This window comes from Rickettsia endosymbiont of Hedychridium roseum (genome assembly GCF_964028255.1).
GTDB lineage: Bacteria > Pseudomonadota > Alphaproteobacteria > Rickettsiales > Rickettsiaceae > Rickettsia > Rickettsia asembonensis.
On sequence record NZ_OZ034753.1, the window covers coordinates 453633 to 467267 of the forward strand.

Consider the following 13635-nt stretch of genomic DNA (forward strand, 5'->3'; position numbering starts at 1 on the left):
AAATGCGTTCAGCTATTATTGATATCGGTTCAAATGCTTTAAGAGCTGTAGTTTATGAAAGTGATGAGCTTGGAGCTCCGGAAATTTTTAATTATAAATTTAGAAATTATCTTACAAATTTACTTAATTTAGATAATTTAGACGTAAAACATCAAACATATTTATCTCTACAATATCTTATCCATATTTTTACCAAACTGTCCGTTACTAATATTAGATGTGTTGCCACAGCTATACTTAGGGGGCATCCTAAAGCAGATGAATTCAAAGCTATAATTAAAAAGAGATTCAATATTGATATTGAAATTATCTCAGGTGAACGTGAAGCTTATTTAACAGCTGCCGGATTAATTTCCGGTATTAGTGATGCTTTCGGTATTGTAGCCGATCTTGGTGGTGGAAGTCTTGAGCTTGCTCAGATTGGAAATAAAAAAGTCGGTAAATTAAAATCATTGCCGCTCGGTACAAAAATTATTGCTAGTAGCAATTTTGGTGATGTTGGACTGATTACTAAAATGCTAGAGGAAGAATTTGGAGCTGCACATCATCCTAATTTATATTTAATTGGCGGTGCATTACGTCTAATGAGCCGTATATATATGGAGTCTATAAATTATCCCCTTAAAAATTTACATAATTTTGAAATAAATCGTGTAGAGTTTGAGTTATATTTAGAGAAATTATCGCAAATCGATAAATTAAAGCTGAGTTATTACGAGCAGAAAGCCATAAATTATAATGCAGTTCTAGTAATAAAAGCGATGATTAAGGTATTTTCACCGGAAAAGATTATTATCTCAAATTACGGTTTAAAAGAAGGAGTAAGATTTGATTCGTTACCGTCTCATGAAACAGAAAAAGATATTATTTATGAGAGGGTGAAGAGATTAGTAAAATTTGATAGAAATATATGTAAAATTGAAAAATATATTGAAGCAGTACAATATCTTTTAATTAATTTCGATGCTACGACTCTTATTATTATTGAACTCGCTATAATGCTAGCACAATATAATAAAAATATTGATAAAACCCTCAGAGCAAATTTTGTTTCGGAATTTATACTATCTTCAGACATTCCTTTTAGTCATAGACAGCGTCTTATGCTCGGCATTGCTCTTACGGTTACTTATACTGCTAAAACTGACATGCAGATTAATAAAATAGCTAAGAAAATGATTAGTAAAAGTGATTATTATAACAGTCATATAATCGGTTATTATATAAAAATTGCTAGAGAAATTGATGGACCGGAATTCCAAGAACCTTCTTTTTCGATTAAATTAAAAGACGATAAATTTTTACAAATTAATGCTTCAAATATCTTGCCTAAACAAGTTTTTGAAAAGGTTTGTGAACGTTTAAAAGATATAAGTTCTGCTAGAAAAAATATTAGTTATAATTTTAGTGATTAGAGTTTTTTTGTTATAGTGCCGGATAGTTTTTGAAAAGCCGGTGATGTCATCCCTGCGAGGCGTTATTGCGTGGACCGCTTTTCAACGTCATTGCGAGGAAAAACTGCAAGTTTTGACGAAGCAATCTCGTGCTAAAGTCCTGAGATTGCCACGTTCCTGTTAGTCGCACGCAATTACGATTTGGTATCCATGCAACAACGCTCTTATGCATGATTAGTTACGCTCCATCAAATGTACCACAATTATATTCCTTTGTACATCCTATAATAGTAGATTCCATTTTAGGAACTATGTGTTCCTCCCAAAAATCTGCCAGCGGTTGAATTGCATTGATAATACGTGAATCTTCGATTGGATGCAATAAATTATCTATACTAATTTCTAGATACCTAACTATGAACTCTGCGGCTCTATCATCTGAGTCTCTGTGTATAAGATCTCCAATTCTTTCTAAGTAGTAAACTTGCTCGCTAGTAAGATCTTTATCTTTTATTATTTGCGTTAGAATCTTGGTTAATATACATTGCAATTGAACTTTTTGATCAGTTGCAAATAATTCATGATAATCCTGTTCTTTTACAAAAGATAATTTTAGTAAATTAATAATTAAATTGGTCATAATAGGGGCATGAGAATTAGTTTTTATAACTTCCTCTAATTCTCTTGTATCTGCTTTCTCCGGTCTATAATTATTAAAGTAAAATATAGGTAATATAGTCTCGTTTTTTAAATATTTAATCAATTCTTTACTATCGTTATATTTACTACTAATTTCATTTCTTTCCTCTTGTGTTAATATTAAATTTGCCGTCAAATCAAGTATTGGTTTTGCGGCTCTACTATATTCATATGAACTATTAATTAAGCTCTTTAAGCTTTCAAAATTTTTAGGCAAAAATATTCTATCATCATTTTGATATGGTGCATTTTTTACGAAATCTGCCTTCAAAATTTGAAAACCATTATTTAGTGGGATACTTTCATTGCAAAAAATTTTCTCTATTGCATAATGTCCAAATTCATGTGCTATTATTGATTCTAAATTTAATTTTTCTTCGCCTATACATATTAGGTTATTGTCTAAATCGTAATGAGAAAATGATTTATTATCAAATATTATTTTTAGGCTATCTTGCACTTTAATATTAGCCGCTATATAGGCTAATAACTTATTTGTAGGTTCCCATTGCAAAAGCTTTGTATAGTTATGAAGAATTATATTGTCATTTAAATCGCTTACATTGTAAGTCCTTGTCATTAAAATAGTAATATCAGAGTTTTCGCTATAAATTACTTCTGCAATCGGCGATAATTTTTCTATTTTAAATTTTGCAATATTAAGTTCTTCAATATTTATCTCAATTTTGTTATCTTCAATAAAGCTTTTAAACTCTTGAAAACTTAAATAACTAGCTAATTTTTTTAATTCAAATCCTTCTATTTTAAGTTCACTAATTGCATTTTTATTTTGCTCCTCAATCGCTCTTTTCTTAAACTTAATCAACTCTTGTAACATGCTGCTTTTTGTATCTCTATATTGTATAGTATCAAAATTTATAAATTCTGCTACATCAAGCATAGATGTATCATCGATATTATGTATATATCTATCGTATTCAGCAGAAGTAAAATGGTTAGGGTTAGCATAAGAAATAATAAGTTTATATGCTTCTAGATCAAATGACGTAACGGCATGATGTAACCCTAAAAAATTATAACTGTTCTTAGATGCTAAAATTGATTTTATTTCGTCATATTTTTTAGTTTTTATAAAATTTTTTATTAGCTTATTCAAAGTTGTTGTGGGTAATTGTGAATAATATTCAGATGGTAAAGGCATGTTTTATATCCTATCAAATTGCTATATTTCATGGTAATATGTTTTATAATAAATAGTAGTTCCTTCTATTTGTAAAGAAATAATTTAAATTACATTAACAAATATTAACATTTTATTAAGCTCTCTTAGTCTACCTCCCAAATCATTATATAATCCTGAAAACAACAAATATATTAGGATATATGATAAAAAATTATTGGAAAAAGTTTTGGAAGAATAGTACTACCAAATCACAAAATTTTATTGAGTTAAACGACATTGCATACGGGAACTTAAAAAGAGTTAAGGTAGGCATAGAAGCTTATCGTGAAAATGTTATAGTATATAGATGTATTAATTTAATTGCCCAATCAGCGGGACATGTGCCGTGGAAAGTGCTTAAAAGTAGAACCGGAGAAGTAATATCAGACCATCCGGTGCATTAATAGTAAAAGACAGTAACGGTTATCTTAGCGATGAGCAATTTGAAAGATTGCAAGCTCAATTATCAGAGAAATTTAGCGGTAATAGTAATGCCGGTAAGCCTCTACTGCTTGAGGGAGGGCTTGGCTGGCAAGAAATGAGTATCAACCCAAAGGATATGGATTTCATTGAATCTGAAAACTCTGCGGCAAGAGAAATAGCTTTAGCATTTGGAGTGCCGCCGCAGTTACTAGGTATTAACGGCGATAACACCTATAGCAATATGCAGGAAGCTCGTCTTGCTTTATGGGAAGAAACGCTAATCCCTTTACTTGATAAAATTGCGGATAGTATGAGTAATTGGTTTTCATATCTTTTTAAGGAAGATATTATTATTGATTTTGATCGTGATTCTATATCTGCATTAACCGAAAAGCGTGAAAATTTATGGGCTAAAATCTCTAATGCTAATTTCATGACTTTAAATGAAAAAAGAGCTTTTGTCGGACTTCCACCGATTATAAACGGTGATAGATTATGACTAAAGATATTAGCGATACGTTAAATAATTTGTATGACCTTATAGCGAGGCTTATTATTCTACTCGAAGATGAATTAGTACGTATTACATTGCATAAAAATGAAAATAATATAATAGCCGTACAAGCTCGGAAAATTCAAAAATAGATGAAAAAGATAAAATGATAATAGATAATTTTTTAGAAAATTATAATTTAAAAAATCTTTTTTAGAAATGTTCACAGAACCTAATATCTTATCTAATCTTAACCTCCTGATTAGTATATTAATAGCCTAAAAAACCTAATGTTGTAAAAACACCTCATCAATTCAATAAATATATCATTACTTTATATAAAAATTAATAAATTAAAGGGTTTTAATATAAAGTTTTAGTCAATAAATCAACTATAAGGTTAAGAGTTATGAGGAAAAAATCTAGAATATTAAAAAGTTTTCTAGCAACCGCATCAATATTAGGTCTGTCATTGACCATACCGGTAAATGAAATATATGCAGCAGCTGTTAGTCAAATGGTCGGGGATGTTAATCTTAATAATCCGAATACTAATTTTAATCCATCATTTGTTGACGGTAATACTATTGAAGTGATTAATTCCGGTAATATAACTGTATCAAATAGCGGTACTTACAATATAGGGTGCTATACGAGCTGATCAAGAAGTAACTGCAATATCGGTCGGTAGCGGGTAGCACGGATCTAGCTATAAATCTTACAATTGGTTCAATGTTCGGTGTTGTAAAGGGTTTGAATATTACAAGATTTAATAATGCTACTAATATAAATATTACTTGTAAATGGTAGTGCAGGGGTCGGCAATATTCCTCCAGTAAATGATTATAGTGCATTACAACAGGTATCATTTACACAGATGGGTGGCGGGGATAGTGCAAATAGTATTAATTTGAATATTAATGCCCCAATAACTCTAAATAGCATCTTTAACACTAGTGCCTCCTCAGAAACAATAAATGTAAATGACGATGTTATAATAACTCAGCCTACTAAAGCCAGTGGTGCCGGAAATATGAATTTTAATATTGCCGGAGATAAATCGCTTACTTTATCTGCTCCCAATTCGATTCAAGATGGAACAGGTGCAGGGAGAGTAAGGTTTAATTTTACAGGTGCAAATTCTGTCCTAAATATAGATGGTACTAATACTACAATTAGAGGGGCAATAACTAACGGAGCAAATGGAACATTAAATGTAAATGCCGGAGTTACTACGGCTACTGATTCAACTGTTACTGCTATTCAAAAGACGAATATCGCCGATAACACTACTTTTAATATTGATAGTGTTAATAGTAACATGAATTTATTAAATAATGGAACAAGTATAGCGTTTAAAGGAGCAAGTTCAGAGTTAGATTTAATAAATACCGGTAATACGGATAAGCAGTTTACGTTATATGCTAATTTAAATCCATCAGATGCAGAAGATGAATATGGGATAGTACGAGTAGAAGCAACTACAAATAATCTTACTATAGCAAATAATGGAGGACCATATACGATAGGGCAGGACAATACGCATCGTCTTAAAGAATTTGAAGTTAAGGGAGCAGGTAATATCGTAATTGATAATACGGTATTTACAAAGCGATTTAAACATGAATAGTACCGGACAGGTGACTCTTAATCAAGTATTAGATTTGGGAGCAGAAGGAGAGGTATTATATAATCAGCCCGGTACATTAAATATTAGAGGTGATAATCCTATTATAGGAAAGGTTAACTTTCAAAATGTTGATGATACTCTTAATATTACTTTAAATGTTTATGAAAGTTTTAATTCGGATATAGATAATATAATGCCAGGGGAAAACGGTATAGTTAATGTGATACAATCTGAAGATAATCGAGTAGTAAACTCTTATATAAGGGGTAATATAGGCGAAACCAATCCTATTAAGAATTTAGTAATAGGAAATAATAATGGTCAATTTACTCTTAACTTTCAATTAGACGGTAAGGTCAAAGCCTCTAAGATTCAAGTAAACCATACTCGCAATTTTAACAATTTTATGCGACTTACTATAAATAATGATGTTACTGCTGATATAGAAGGCGTTAGCAATGGTAGTAATAATTTTGTATTAACTATTAATCAAGGAAAGACAGTTACCGGTGCAATAAATTCTATAGATACCGCTTCAACAACTATAAATTTGAGAGGTAGCGTTACGGGTCCAATAACCAATGCCACTACTATTAATTTTGATGGTACAGGAAATACAAGACTAGGTTCTACTGCAAATACTACAGATTTTATAGTAGCTAATGCTAAAGCTAATGTAACTGCCGATGGTCGTATGATTGGTAATTTAAGTTATAACGCAGCAGGTATGGTAGCAGCTACTAAAGGGATAACAGGAGATATCGACTTTAAAGGGACTAACGGAACGTTTAGTATAAATGACGGTCGTGCAATTGATGGAGCTGTACTTAGTACCGGCGGGGTCGGCGGTATTTTAAATTTTAAAGGTAATGGTAATGTAACTCAGAATGTTGGTGCTGATGAAGAAAATAGTCCTGCTATTATAAATATCCAAGGAGATGATACAACAAATGTATCTCTAGCAAATGATGTATTTGTAGGTGGTGTTAATTTTACAAACGGTGGAAACTACAACTTAATAAAAATCTCACGGCAAAGAATGTTGATTTTGGAGCAAAAGGCGGTACTTTAGAGTTTAACGGTAATGATAAATATATTTTCAATGCCGTTATAGCAAATGGACAAACTGGTATATTAAACGTTTTAACTACCTTAACGGCTACGGATGCAAGCATTGGTACGCTTAAAACAATAAATATAGGGGATGCTAATGCAGGGCGGAGTTTTTTAATTGAAGTAAATAATGCTAACTTAGCTCTACTAACTAGTCCAAATAGCAGTATTAATTTTGGTAATGCAAATTCACAATTAACATTAACTGCTCCTATAGATCAAACTGTTACATTTGCAGGTAGCTTAAATAGGTAGTGCTGGTGGTGGCGGTATTGTTACTTTAAGCGGTAATGGTCATAATTTAGTTGTAAGCGGTAAGAACGGAGCAATGCTCGGTACGGCAGGTAATGAGTTAGCTGAATTAAATATTAAGGGGGACGTTACTATTACCAATAATTTGGACATCCATAATATTAATAAGTTAAATATTCAAAAAGGAGCATATTTTACCGATCAAAGTTTAACGTCCGCTAAGGTTGCTGAAATAAATATAGGTCAGCTAATAGATAAAACTTCATATGCAGCTACTTATGCTTTAGACGCCGTAAACGGTGATTTCGAGTTAAATACCGGCGGTATGAAGTTTATACATGAAGATTCAGTATTAAATCTTAAAAATAGTTCAAAGGTTGATGATCATACTATAAATTTAACCGGACCTTTAGATTCGAGACATGATAAGTTCGGTATAATAAAGTTAACTACAGGCGATAAAAATTTAATAATAGCTAATAATGGTAATGATGATAATACACTTGGTACGGAAGGACATAGATTAAAAGAATTAGATTTTGTCAGCACCGGTAACGGTACTATAAATTTACAAGCAGGAATAAATGTTGAGAATATAGTATTAGATATTCACGCTATTACGCTTAATAAAGTAAATGCAAATATTAGATTTGAAGATGATACGATATATACTGCAACAGGAGATATAGTAGGTGATATTGTAGATTTCCAAGGTAAAGCAGGTGTAATTAATGTTACGGATAATATAAAAATTGATAGTATCATTACAAGTACTGGTGATATGAGTGGTACATTGAACTTTGAAGGAGCGGGGGAAGTTACTAAGCTAATTACTAATATAAAAATGTTAAAAGCAGGTAACGGTAATGTAGCATTGACTGCCGGCGGTGATTACTCTATCGGTGAGATTCAAGGTAACGGTAATAATAATTTAACTTTTGGTCCTAATTCTAGATTAACGATAACTTATATTAATAAGACCGGCGGGCAGGCTGTAAATTTAATCTTTACCAACGGCGGTAGTGTTCGTAATGCCGTTGGTTCAAATGCGGCAGTCGGTGATATTATCGTAAAAGCAGGTGCGGTAAATTTTGGCAGTACCGTTAAAAGTGGCAATATTATAATGTCAAACGGTGTAGAAATAGAGGTTAATGATAATATCATCGCTACCGATATTGCAGGTGAAAATGAGAATAACGGTACTTTAAAATTAAACAACAAAGTCCCTATTAATATAACCAGTACCATCGGGAATAATAATAGTTTAGGTATAGTAGAAGTAGCCGGTAAAGACTTTACTATTACAGGTGAATTAAAAGCCCAAGCTATTAACTTCTCAAATGCAGGACAAGAAGCGATATTAACGCTACAAGCGGCAGGTGGAGTTACTAATATTACTACAGCAGGAAATAATCTTCACACTTTAGCAATAACGGATTTTGACACCGGTAACGGTGCTATTGGGACTGAAGATCACAGATTAAAAGCAATAGAATTAACAGGAAACGGTTTAGTTACGGTAAATACTAAGAATTTTTATTCGGATGTAACTACTGCGAATAACGGGAAAGGTAACGTAAAACTTAATATAGAGGGTGGTACTACTTATAATTTAGGAAGTAAAAATAATAGTTTAGCAAGTGTACAAGTTAGTGAGAATAGTACTATTAAAGGTGATGTATATTCTAAAGAGATTAACATTGATGCAGGTAAGAATATAGATTTTGAACGAGGTAATAATAGAAATGTTAAAAATATAATTATACAGGAGGTTTTAGTAGATAGAGATCTCCTTCCTCGTTCGCTTCAGTTATTTACTTATTTAACTGATATTAAAGTAGATAAGCTGAATTTTGCAGATGCTGCTGCTTCTGTACATTTTAAAGATGCAGTTTTAGTAAATGCTGAGATTGATGGTGGCGGTGCTATAAAATTTGATTAAAATGTTTGGTTAAAAGAAGAAATCAAAAATGTAGAGCGTTTAGAGTTTGGTCCTGAGAAATTTGCTCTCCTTGAGAAAAATATTAAAGCAGCTAATTTATTAGAAAATAAAGCAAATATAGTATTATTGGATAATTTAGGAATAGATGCTGATTCACAATTTACGGATAGTGCTTTAGATTTAGCTACTTACGAATTAAAGCATACCGGAAATGTTACATATAACGGTACTCTTGAGATTATTACGTATTTTGATGTGACTGCGAAATCGGGAGGGCATATATTAGTTGGTAACGGGGCTAATGTTGATATGTCGGCTTTAGATAGTTTAGTAATTAAAGTCAAATCATGCTCTGATATTACTAAAATTACTCCTGATACCAAACATGAAGTAATACTAAAAGAAGCAGGTGGTGTAATAGTGCCTATTTTTGATCCAAAACCGATAAGAGATGAGGTTACGGGTCCTATAGCTCCCGGTCTTGTAGAGCAATTAATTGGTATCGGCATTGGTAATGAGAGTGATGCAGGTAAAGTATTAAATGATTTAGGATCAACAAAAAATGTTTCAGAAACTTTAAATCGGTTAGGCGGAAGAACAGATGTACGAGAAGTGAGTGAAGGACTTGGAGAGTTTAATATAGAAGAAATACAGGACATATTAACAGATATTTCAGTAAATATGGACAGCGTTGTTTCTTCGGGGATTAATGCTAGACTAGGTGAAGTAAATAATAAAGATGAAAGTACATTTAAGCTAAACGGTTTAAATAAACCAAATGCTAGTGAAAGTCTTACTAATCAAGCGGCAGTAGCTGCCGGTGATGAGGATAATATCGGTACGGGTATCTGGGGCGTTCCTTTTTACGGTAAGGCTACACAAAAATCCCGTAATGATGGGGCAAGCAGATATAAGTCTAAATCTCAAGGAGGAATAATAGGTTTTGATTATGCTCTAAGTGATAGTGTAATAGTTGGAGCTGCTTATACTAGAGCTGATAGTAAATTACGCCATCAAAATTATAAAGTTGGTGATAAGACTAAAGCTATAAGCGATATATATTCTATCTACGGGCTTTATAATTGTGGGACAAGTAATTTCTTTGTTGAGGCTATAGGCTCATACGGTAGAAGTAGAGTTAAGAATTATGAAAAACGTAAGGTTTATACAGCTGATCAAACTGCAATCGGTAAATTTAATAACACTTCTTATAGCGGTGAATTACTTGGCGGTTATAATTATTTAATATCTAACTTTACTGCTATAACACCGATGATCGGAACTCGTTATGCTACATTTAAAAATAATAGTTACAAAGAAACAGGTACTACTTTCCAAAATTTATCCGTTAGAAAAAAATCATATGATAGATTTGAAGGCATAGCTGGATTAAAAGGTGTAACTAACTTCTTTGTAAAAGACGTAAAAATAAAACCGGAATTGCATGGTTTTGTAAATTATGATTTTAAAGGAAAATTACCGAATACCGATGCACGGGCTTGATGGAATAGATGAGCCGCTTATAACAGTTAAATTTAAACCTACAAAACTAAATTATAATTTAGGCGGGAGTCTTTCTATTCAATATAATATGATGGAGTTTGGTATTAGATATAATTTATCCCTTGCGAAGAAATATATAGCTAACCAAGGCTCTTTAAGGCTTAAGGTAAATCTGTAAGTTTATTTAATGCGAACTATAAATAAGTTCCTTGTCTTATAGTTCGCATTAAGTAAATATAGCCTCTAAAGTCTTAAAAACTAAATTTATAGTTTCATTGTCTGGTGCTGTCTCACTAAGTGTGTAAATTTCTAGGATAGGTTATATTAACAATAATATAATTTATCAGGAATAACATGAGTAACAGTAACCAAGAGAAGATAAAACAAGCAGTAGATTTGTTAATAGATAAAGATACTGATTTAACGAGTTTTTTTGCCAAAGACGGGATATTAAAGCAGTTAACTAAAAATATATTTGAAAGAGCCTTAAAAGCTGAGATGGATGAGCATCTTGTCTATAACAAATATGGCAGGATAGAGACTAACAATAGTAGAAATGGTGTATGCAAAAAAAGCCTAATTACTGAAGGTAGAGTATTGGAACTTGAAGTGAGTCAGTCATATAATTTGTGTAAGTTAAAAAAAAGCAGATAAAGAATTACTGTAAGAAATAACGACTTAACCAAAGGAAAATATGGCTAAAAAATTAGAACAAGAGACAGCAAAAACAAATATAAATAATGAACTAGTAGAAGAGCTATTATCGCAAGCTAATCCTTCTGAGCTATTTGGTAAAGATGGACTGTTTCAGCAACTAAAGAAGCGTCTAGTAGAAAGAATATTGGAAAGTGAACTAAATCATGAATTAGGATATTCTAGGCATAGCAAAGTAGCGAAGATAGATAGCAATCGTAGGAATGGTACAACAGAAAAAACAATAATAGACGAGAGCGGTCAAAAAATAGTAATTGATGTACCACGTGATAGAGATAGTGAGTTTGAACCGCAACTAATCCCTAAAGGAGTTAGAAGATTTTCCGGATTTGATGATACGGTTATTTCCCTCTACGCTCGAGGTATGACTATGAGCGAGATACAATCACATTTAGAAGAAATCTACCATACAGAAGTTTCCAAGGAGCTTATCTCTACCATTACCGATGGAGTAATGGAAGATGTAATAAGATGGCAGAACAGAGCTTTAGATAGGATATATCCGATTGTTTATTTAGACTGTATAATGGTAAAAGCAAGAGATAATAATATGGTTATAAATAAAGCTGTTTACCTTGCTATTGCAGTTAATACAGAAGGTAAGAAAGAGTTGCTTGGTATTTGGATTAGCAAAAATGAAGGTGCAAAATTTTGGATGCAAGTTGTAACCGAGCTAAAAAATCGAGGTATAGAACAAATTTATGTAGCATGTATTGATGGGCTTAAAGGCTTTAGAGATGCTATAAACAGTATCTTTCCAAATACTATAGTACAACTTTGTATCGTGCATATGGTTCGTAATTCTGTAAAATATGTTTCTTATAAAGATCTTAAAGAAGTAACGGCTGACTTAAAACAAATCTATACAGCAAATAATGAGAGCATGGCAAATTTAGCATTAGAAGAGTTTGCTAAAAAATGGGATAGCAAATATCCGGTTATTTCTGATATATGGAAACGTAATTGAACTGGAATAGTGCCTTTTTTTGCCTTTCCAGAAGAAATTAGAAGGGTCATCTATACTACTAATACGATTGAATCGGTAAATCGTCAAATCCGTAAAATTATCAAAAATAAGGGAGTTTTTCCAGATGATAAATCTATTACAAAAATCGTCTTTCTGGCTCTAAAAAATGCTGCAAAAAAATGGACCATGCCCATTAGAGAATGGTCCCTTGCTTTAAATCAATTTGAGATACTTTGCGGAGATTTTAAATATGAATTATTAGAAAATGAATTTTAGATACTTACACAAAATTTATGATTGACTCCTTGAAGTACCACGTGATAGAAATGCTGAATTTTCTCCTGTACTAGTGCCAAAGCGTCAGACTAGGATTGATGGATTAGATCAGAAGATATTATCCTTATATGCTAAAGGGATGAGCCTCTCTGACATTTATATCCAGAGCCCATTGTCTAAAGTTCCAAGTTTTTTTATAATTCTAGATTTATCTATAGTATGAATTTGATCTAATACGATATTGCCTTTTTTATCGTCAAAAGTAACCGTAACACGAGTTGGATAGTTTTTAATTTTACTCGTCATAGGAGCAACAATAAGAGTATTAATATACTTATTCATTTCATTAGGAGAAATAACAACGCAAGGTCTAATCTTATTTATTTCCGTTCCTTTAGTCGGATCAAGAGAAATAAGTAATATATCGAATCTGTTAATATTTACCATTCCCAGCCTTCTGTGTCTAAGTCTATATAATCTTCATCTAAGAGTTGGTCATCTTTCTTTTCAGCCATAGTTTTAAAACTTTCTTCCAATCCTTCTCGTATATTTTCATAAGGAGTTATTATAAGAGAGTGGTTTTTTACCGTTAAATTTACTGTACTTTTTATTTTACATTGTTCAAGAAAAGCTTTAGGAATGCGTAAGCCTCTTGAATTACCGATTTTAATAATTTCTGCGTGCATGTTTATTACTGATATAAATGTCTTAATACAGTATAATTACTTTGTATATATACATATCAAGCGATTTTTTTATAATACTACATTATTTTAAAAATATAAATTTCAATCTTGGATTGTTACATTTTTTCTGCTATTGTGCAAATATACTACTCATAAATAACATTATGTCAGAAAAAATAAAGCATGATAAGTAGCATTGCCTAAAAGAAGTTGTTTTATGGTGTAGTTTGGTCTTCCGGTGTCATTCCCGCGTGGATCAATTTCACCTCTGTCATCCCGTGGCTTGACACAGTGGGTTTTACCGGTCCACGCAACAATGCTTCGCGGGAATGACATAGAATTAGTTAACATATAGAACTA

At 32.0% G+C, this 13635-nt stretch carries 13 protein-coding genes and 3 pseudogenes; 12 read left to right on the forward strand and 4 right to left on the reverse strand.

The window, feature by feature from the left end:
• Window positions 1–2 precede the first annotated feature (2 nt).
• Window positions 3–1415 carry a Ppx/GppA phosphatase family protein gene (locus AC5587_RS02650; RefSeq protein WP_040257365.1) on the forward strand — a complete coding sequence of 471 codons (1413 nt, stop codon included), beginning with the start codon at window positions 3–5 and terminating at the stop codon, window positions 1413–1415.
• A 217-nt stretch (window positions 1416–1632) separates the two neighbouring features.
• On the opposite strand, the gene AC5587_RS02655 is transcribed toward AC5587_RS02650, so the two are convergent.
• Window positions 1633–3255: a hypothetical protein gene (locus AC5587_RS02655; RefSeq protein ID WP_499162759.1), complete on the reverse strand. Its 1623-nt coding sequence runs from the start codon at window positions 3253–3255 to the stop codon at window positions 1633–1635.
• 182 nt (window positions 3256–3437) lie between these two features.
• Here AC5587_RS02655 and AC5587_RS02660 point away from each other — a divergent pair.
• The 11 genes and pseudogenes from AC5587_RS02660 to AC5587_RS02710 all read left to right on the forward strand — a co-directional run.
• Window positions 3438–4198 (forward strand): annotated as a pseudogene (locus AC5587_RS02660) (phage portal protein).
• Window positions 4195–4344, forward strand: a complete 150-nt coding sequence (locus AC5587_RS02665; RefSeq protein ID WP_499162760.1) for a hypothetical protein — start codon at window positions 4195–4197, stop codon at window positions 4342–4344. The pseudogene AC5587_RS02660 and the gene AC5587_RS02665 overlap by 4 nt, the downstream one beginning before the upstream one ends.
• A gap of 257 nt (window positions 4345–4601) precedes the next feature.
• The gene (locus AC5587_RS02670; RefSeq protein ID WP_499162761.1) at window positions 4602–4853 is read left to right on the forward strand and encodes a hypothetical protein; all 252 of its coding nucleotides are present in this window, start codon (window positions 4602–4604) and stop codon (window positions 4851–4853) included.
• Between the two features lie 216 nt (window positions 4854–5069).
• Window positions 5070–5822, forward strand: coding sequence for a hypothetical protein (locus AC5587_RS02675; RefSeq protein ID WP_499162762.1), 753 nt, complete (start codon window positions 5070–5072; stop codon window positions 5820–5822).
• Complete coding sequence (locus AC5587_RS02680; protein WP_499162763.1) at window positions 5815–6894, forward strand: hypothetical protein; 1080 nt, start codon at window positions 5815–5817, stop codon at window positions 6892–6894. Before AC5587_RS02675 ends, AC5587_RS02680 begins: the two co-directional genes overlap by 8 nt.
• 369 nt (window positions 6895–7263) lie before the next feature.
• Window positions 7264–9129: a hypothetical protein gene (locus AC5587_RS02685; protein WP_499162764.1), complete on the forward strand. Its 1866-nt coding sequence runs from the start codon at window positions 7264–7266 to the stop codon at window positions 9127–9129.
• A gap of 126 nt (window positions 9130–9255) precedes the next feature.
• A complete protein-coding gene (locus AC5587_RS02690; RefSeq protein ID WP_499162765.1) occupies window positions 9256–10632 on the forward strand; it encodes an autotransporter domain-containing protein in 1377 nt (458 codons plus the stop codon).
• On the forward strand, window positions 10589–10810 hold the full coding sequence (locus AC5587_RS02695) for a hypothetical protein (RefSeq protein ID WP_499162766.1): 222 nt from the start codon (window positions 10589–10591) through the stop codon (window positions 10808–10810). Before AC5587_RS02690 ends, AC5587_RS02695 begins: the two co-directional genes overlap by 44 nt.
• A gap of 176 nt (window positions 10811–10986) precedes the next feature.
• A complete protein-coding gene (locus AC5587_RS02700) occupies window positions 10987–11286 on the forward strand; it encodes a transposase (protein WP_499162767.1) in 300 nt (99 codons plus the stop codon).
• Window positions 11287–11326: 40 nt separating this feature from the next.
• Window positions 11327–12589: pseudogene (locus tag AC5587_RS02705) on the forward strand (IS256 family transposase).
• Window positions 12590–12617: 28 nt separating this feature from the next.
• Window positions 12618–12746 (forward strand): annotated as a pseudogene (locus tag AC5587_RS02710) (transposase); the annotation flags it as partial.
• Here AC5587_RS02710 and AC5587_RS02715 read toward each other — a convergent pair.
• The 3 genes from AC5587_RS02715 to AC5587_RS02725 all read right to left on the reverse strand — a co-directional run bounded on the left by AC5587_RS02715 (window position 12746) and on the right by AC5587_RS02725 (window position 13611).
• Window positions 12746–13036 carry a type II toxin-antitoxin system PemK/MazF family toxin gene (locus AC5587_RS02715; protein ID WP_499162768.1) on the reverse strand — a complete coding sequence of 97 codons (291 nt, stop codon included), beginning with the start codon at window positions 13034–13036 and terminating at the stop codon, window positions 12746–12748. The pseudogene AC5587_RS02710 and the gene AC5587_RS02715 overlap by 1 nt on opposite strands.
• Window positions 13030–13275, reverse strand: coding sequence for an AbrB/MazE/SpoVT family DNA-binding domain-containing protein (locus AC5587_RS02720; RefSeq protein ID WP_499162769.1), 246 nt, complete (start codon window positions 13273–13275; stop codon window positions 13030–13032). The genes AC5587_RS02715 and AC5587_RS02720 overlap by 7 nt, the downstream gene beginning before the upstream one ends.
• Before the next feature lie 162 nt (window positions 13276–13437).
• Window positions 13438–13611 carry a hypothetical protein gene (locus AC5587_RS02725; RefSeq protein ID WP_410527312.1) on the reverse strand — a complete coding sequence of 58 codons (174 nt, stop codon included), beginning with the start codon at window positions 13609–13611 and terminating at the stop codon, window positions 13438–13440.
• Window positions 13612–13635 lie beyond the last annotated feature (24 nt).

Bases quoted from the DNA above. Each gene is read 5' to 3' on its own strand.
- AC5587_RS02715 (WP_499162768.1), bottom strand. From the start codon at position 13,036: ATGGTAAATATTAACAGATTCGATATATTACTTATTTCTCTTGATCCG.
- AC5587_RS02655 (WP_499162759.1), bottom strand. From the start codon at position 3,255: ATGCCTTTACCATCTGAATATTATTCACAATTACCCACAACAACTTTG.
- AC5587_RS02700 (WP_499162767.1), top strand. From the start codon at position 10,987: ATGAGTAACAGTAACCAAGAGAAGATAAAACAAGCAGTAGATTTGTTA.
- AC5587_RS02675 (WP_499162762.1), top strand. From the start codon at position 5,070: ATGGGTGGCGGGGATAGTGCAAATAGTATTAATTTGAATATTAATGCC.
- AC5587_RS02670 (WP_499162761.1), top strand. From the start codon at position 4,602: ATGAGGAAAAAATCTAGAATATTAAAAAGTTTTCTAGCAACCGCATCA.
- AC5587_RS02650 (WP_040257365.1), top strand. From the start codon at position 3: ATGCGTTCAGCTATTATTGATATCGGTTCAAATGCTTTAAGAGCTGTA.
- AC5587_RS02720 (WP_499162769.1), bottom strand. From the start codon at position 13,275: ATGCACGCAGAAATTATTAAAATCGGTAATTCAAGAGGCTTACGCATT.
- AC5587_RS02665 (WP_499162760.1), top strand. From the start codon at position 4,195: ATGACTAAAGATATTAGCGATACGTTAAATAATTTGTATGACCTTATA.
- AC5587_RS02680 (WP_499162763.1), top strand. From the start codon at position 5,815: ATGAATAGTACCGGACAGGTGACTCTTAATCAAGTATTAGATTTGGGA.
- AC5587_RS02725 (WP_410527312.1), bottom strand. From the start codon at position 13,611: ATGTCATTCCCGCGAAGCATTGTTGCGTGGACCGGTAAAACCCACTGT.
- AC5587_RS02695 (WP_499162766.1), top strand. From the start codon at position 10,589: ATGATTTTAAAGGAAAATTACCGAATACCGATGCACGGGCTTGATGGA.
- AC5587_RS02685 (WP_499162764.1), top strand. From the start codon at position 7,264: ATGCTCGGTACGGCAGGTAATGAGTTAGCTGAATTAAATATTAAGGGG.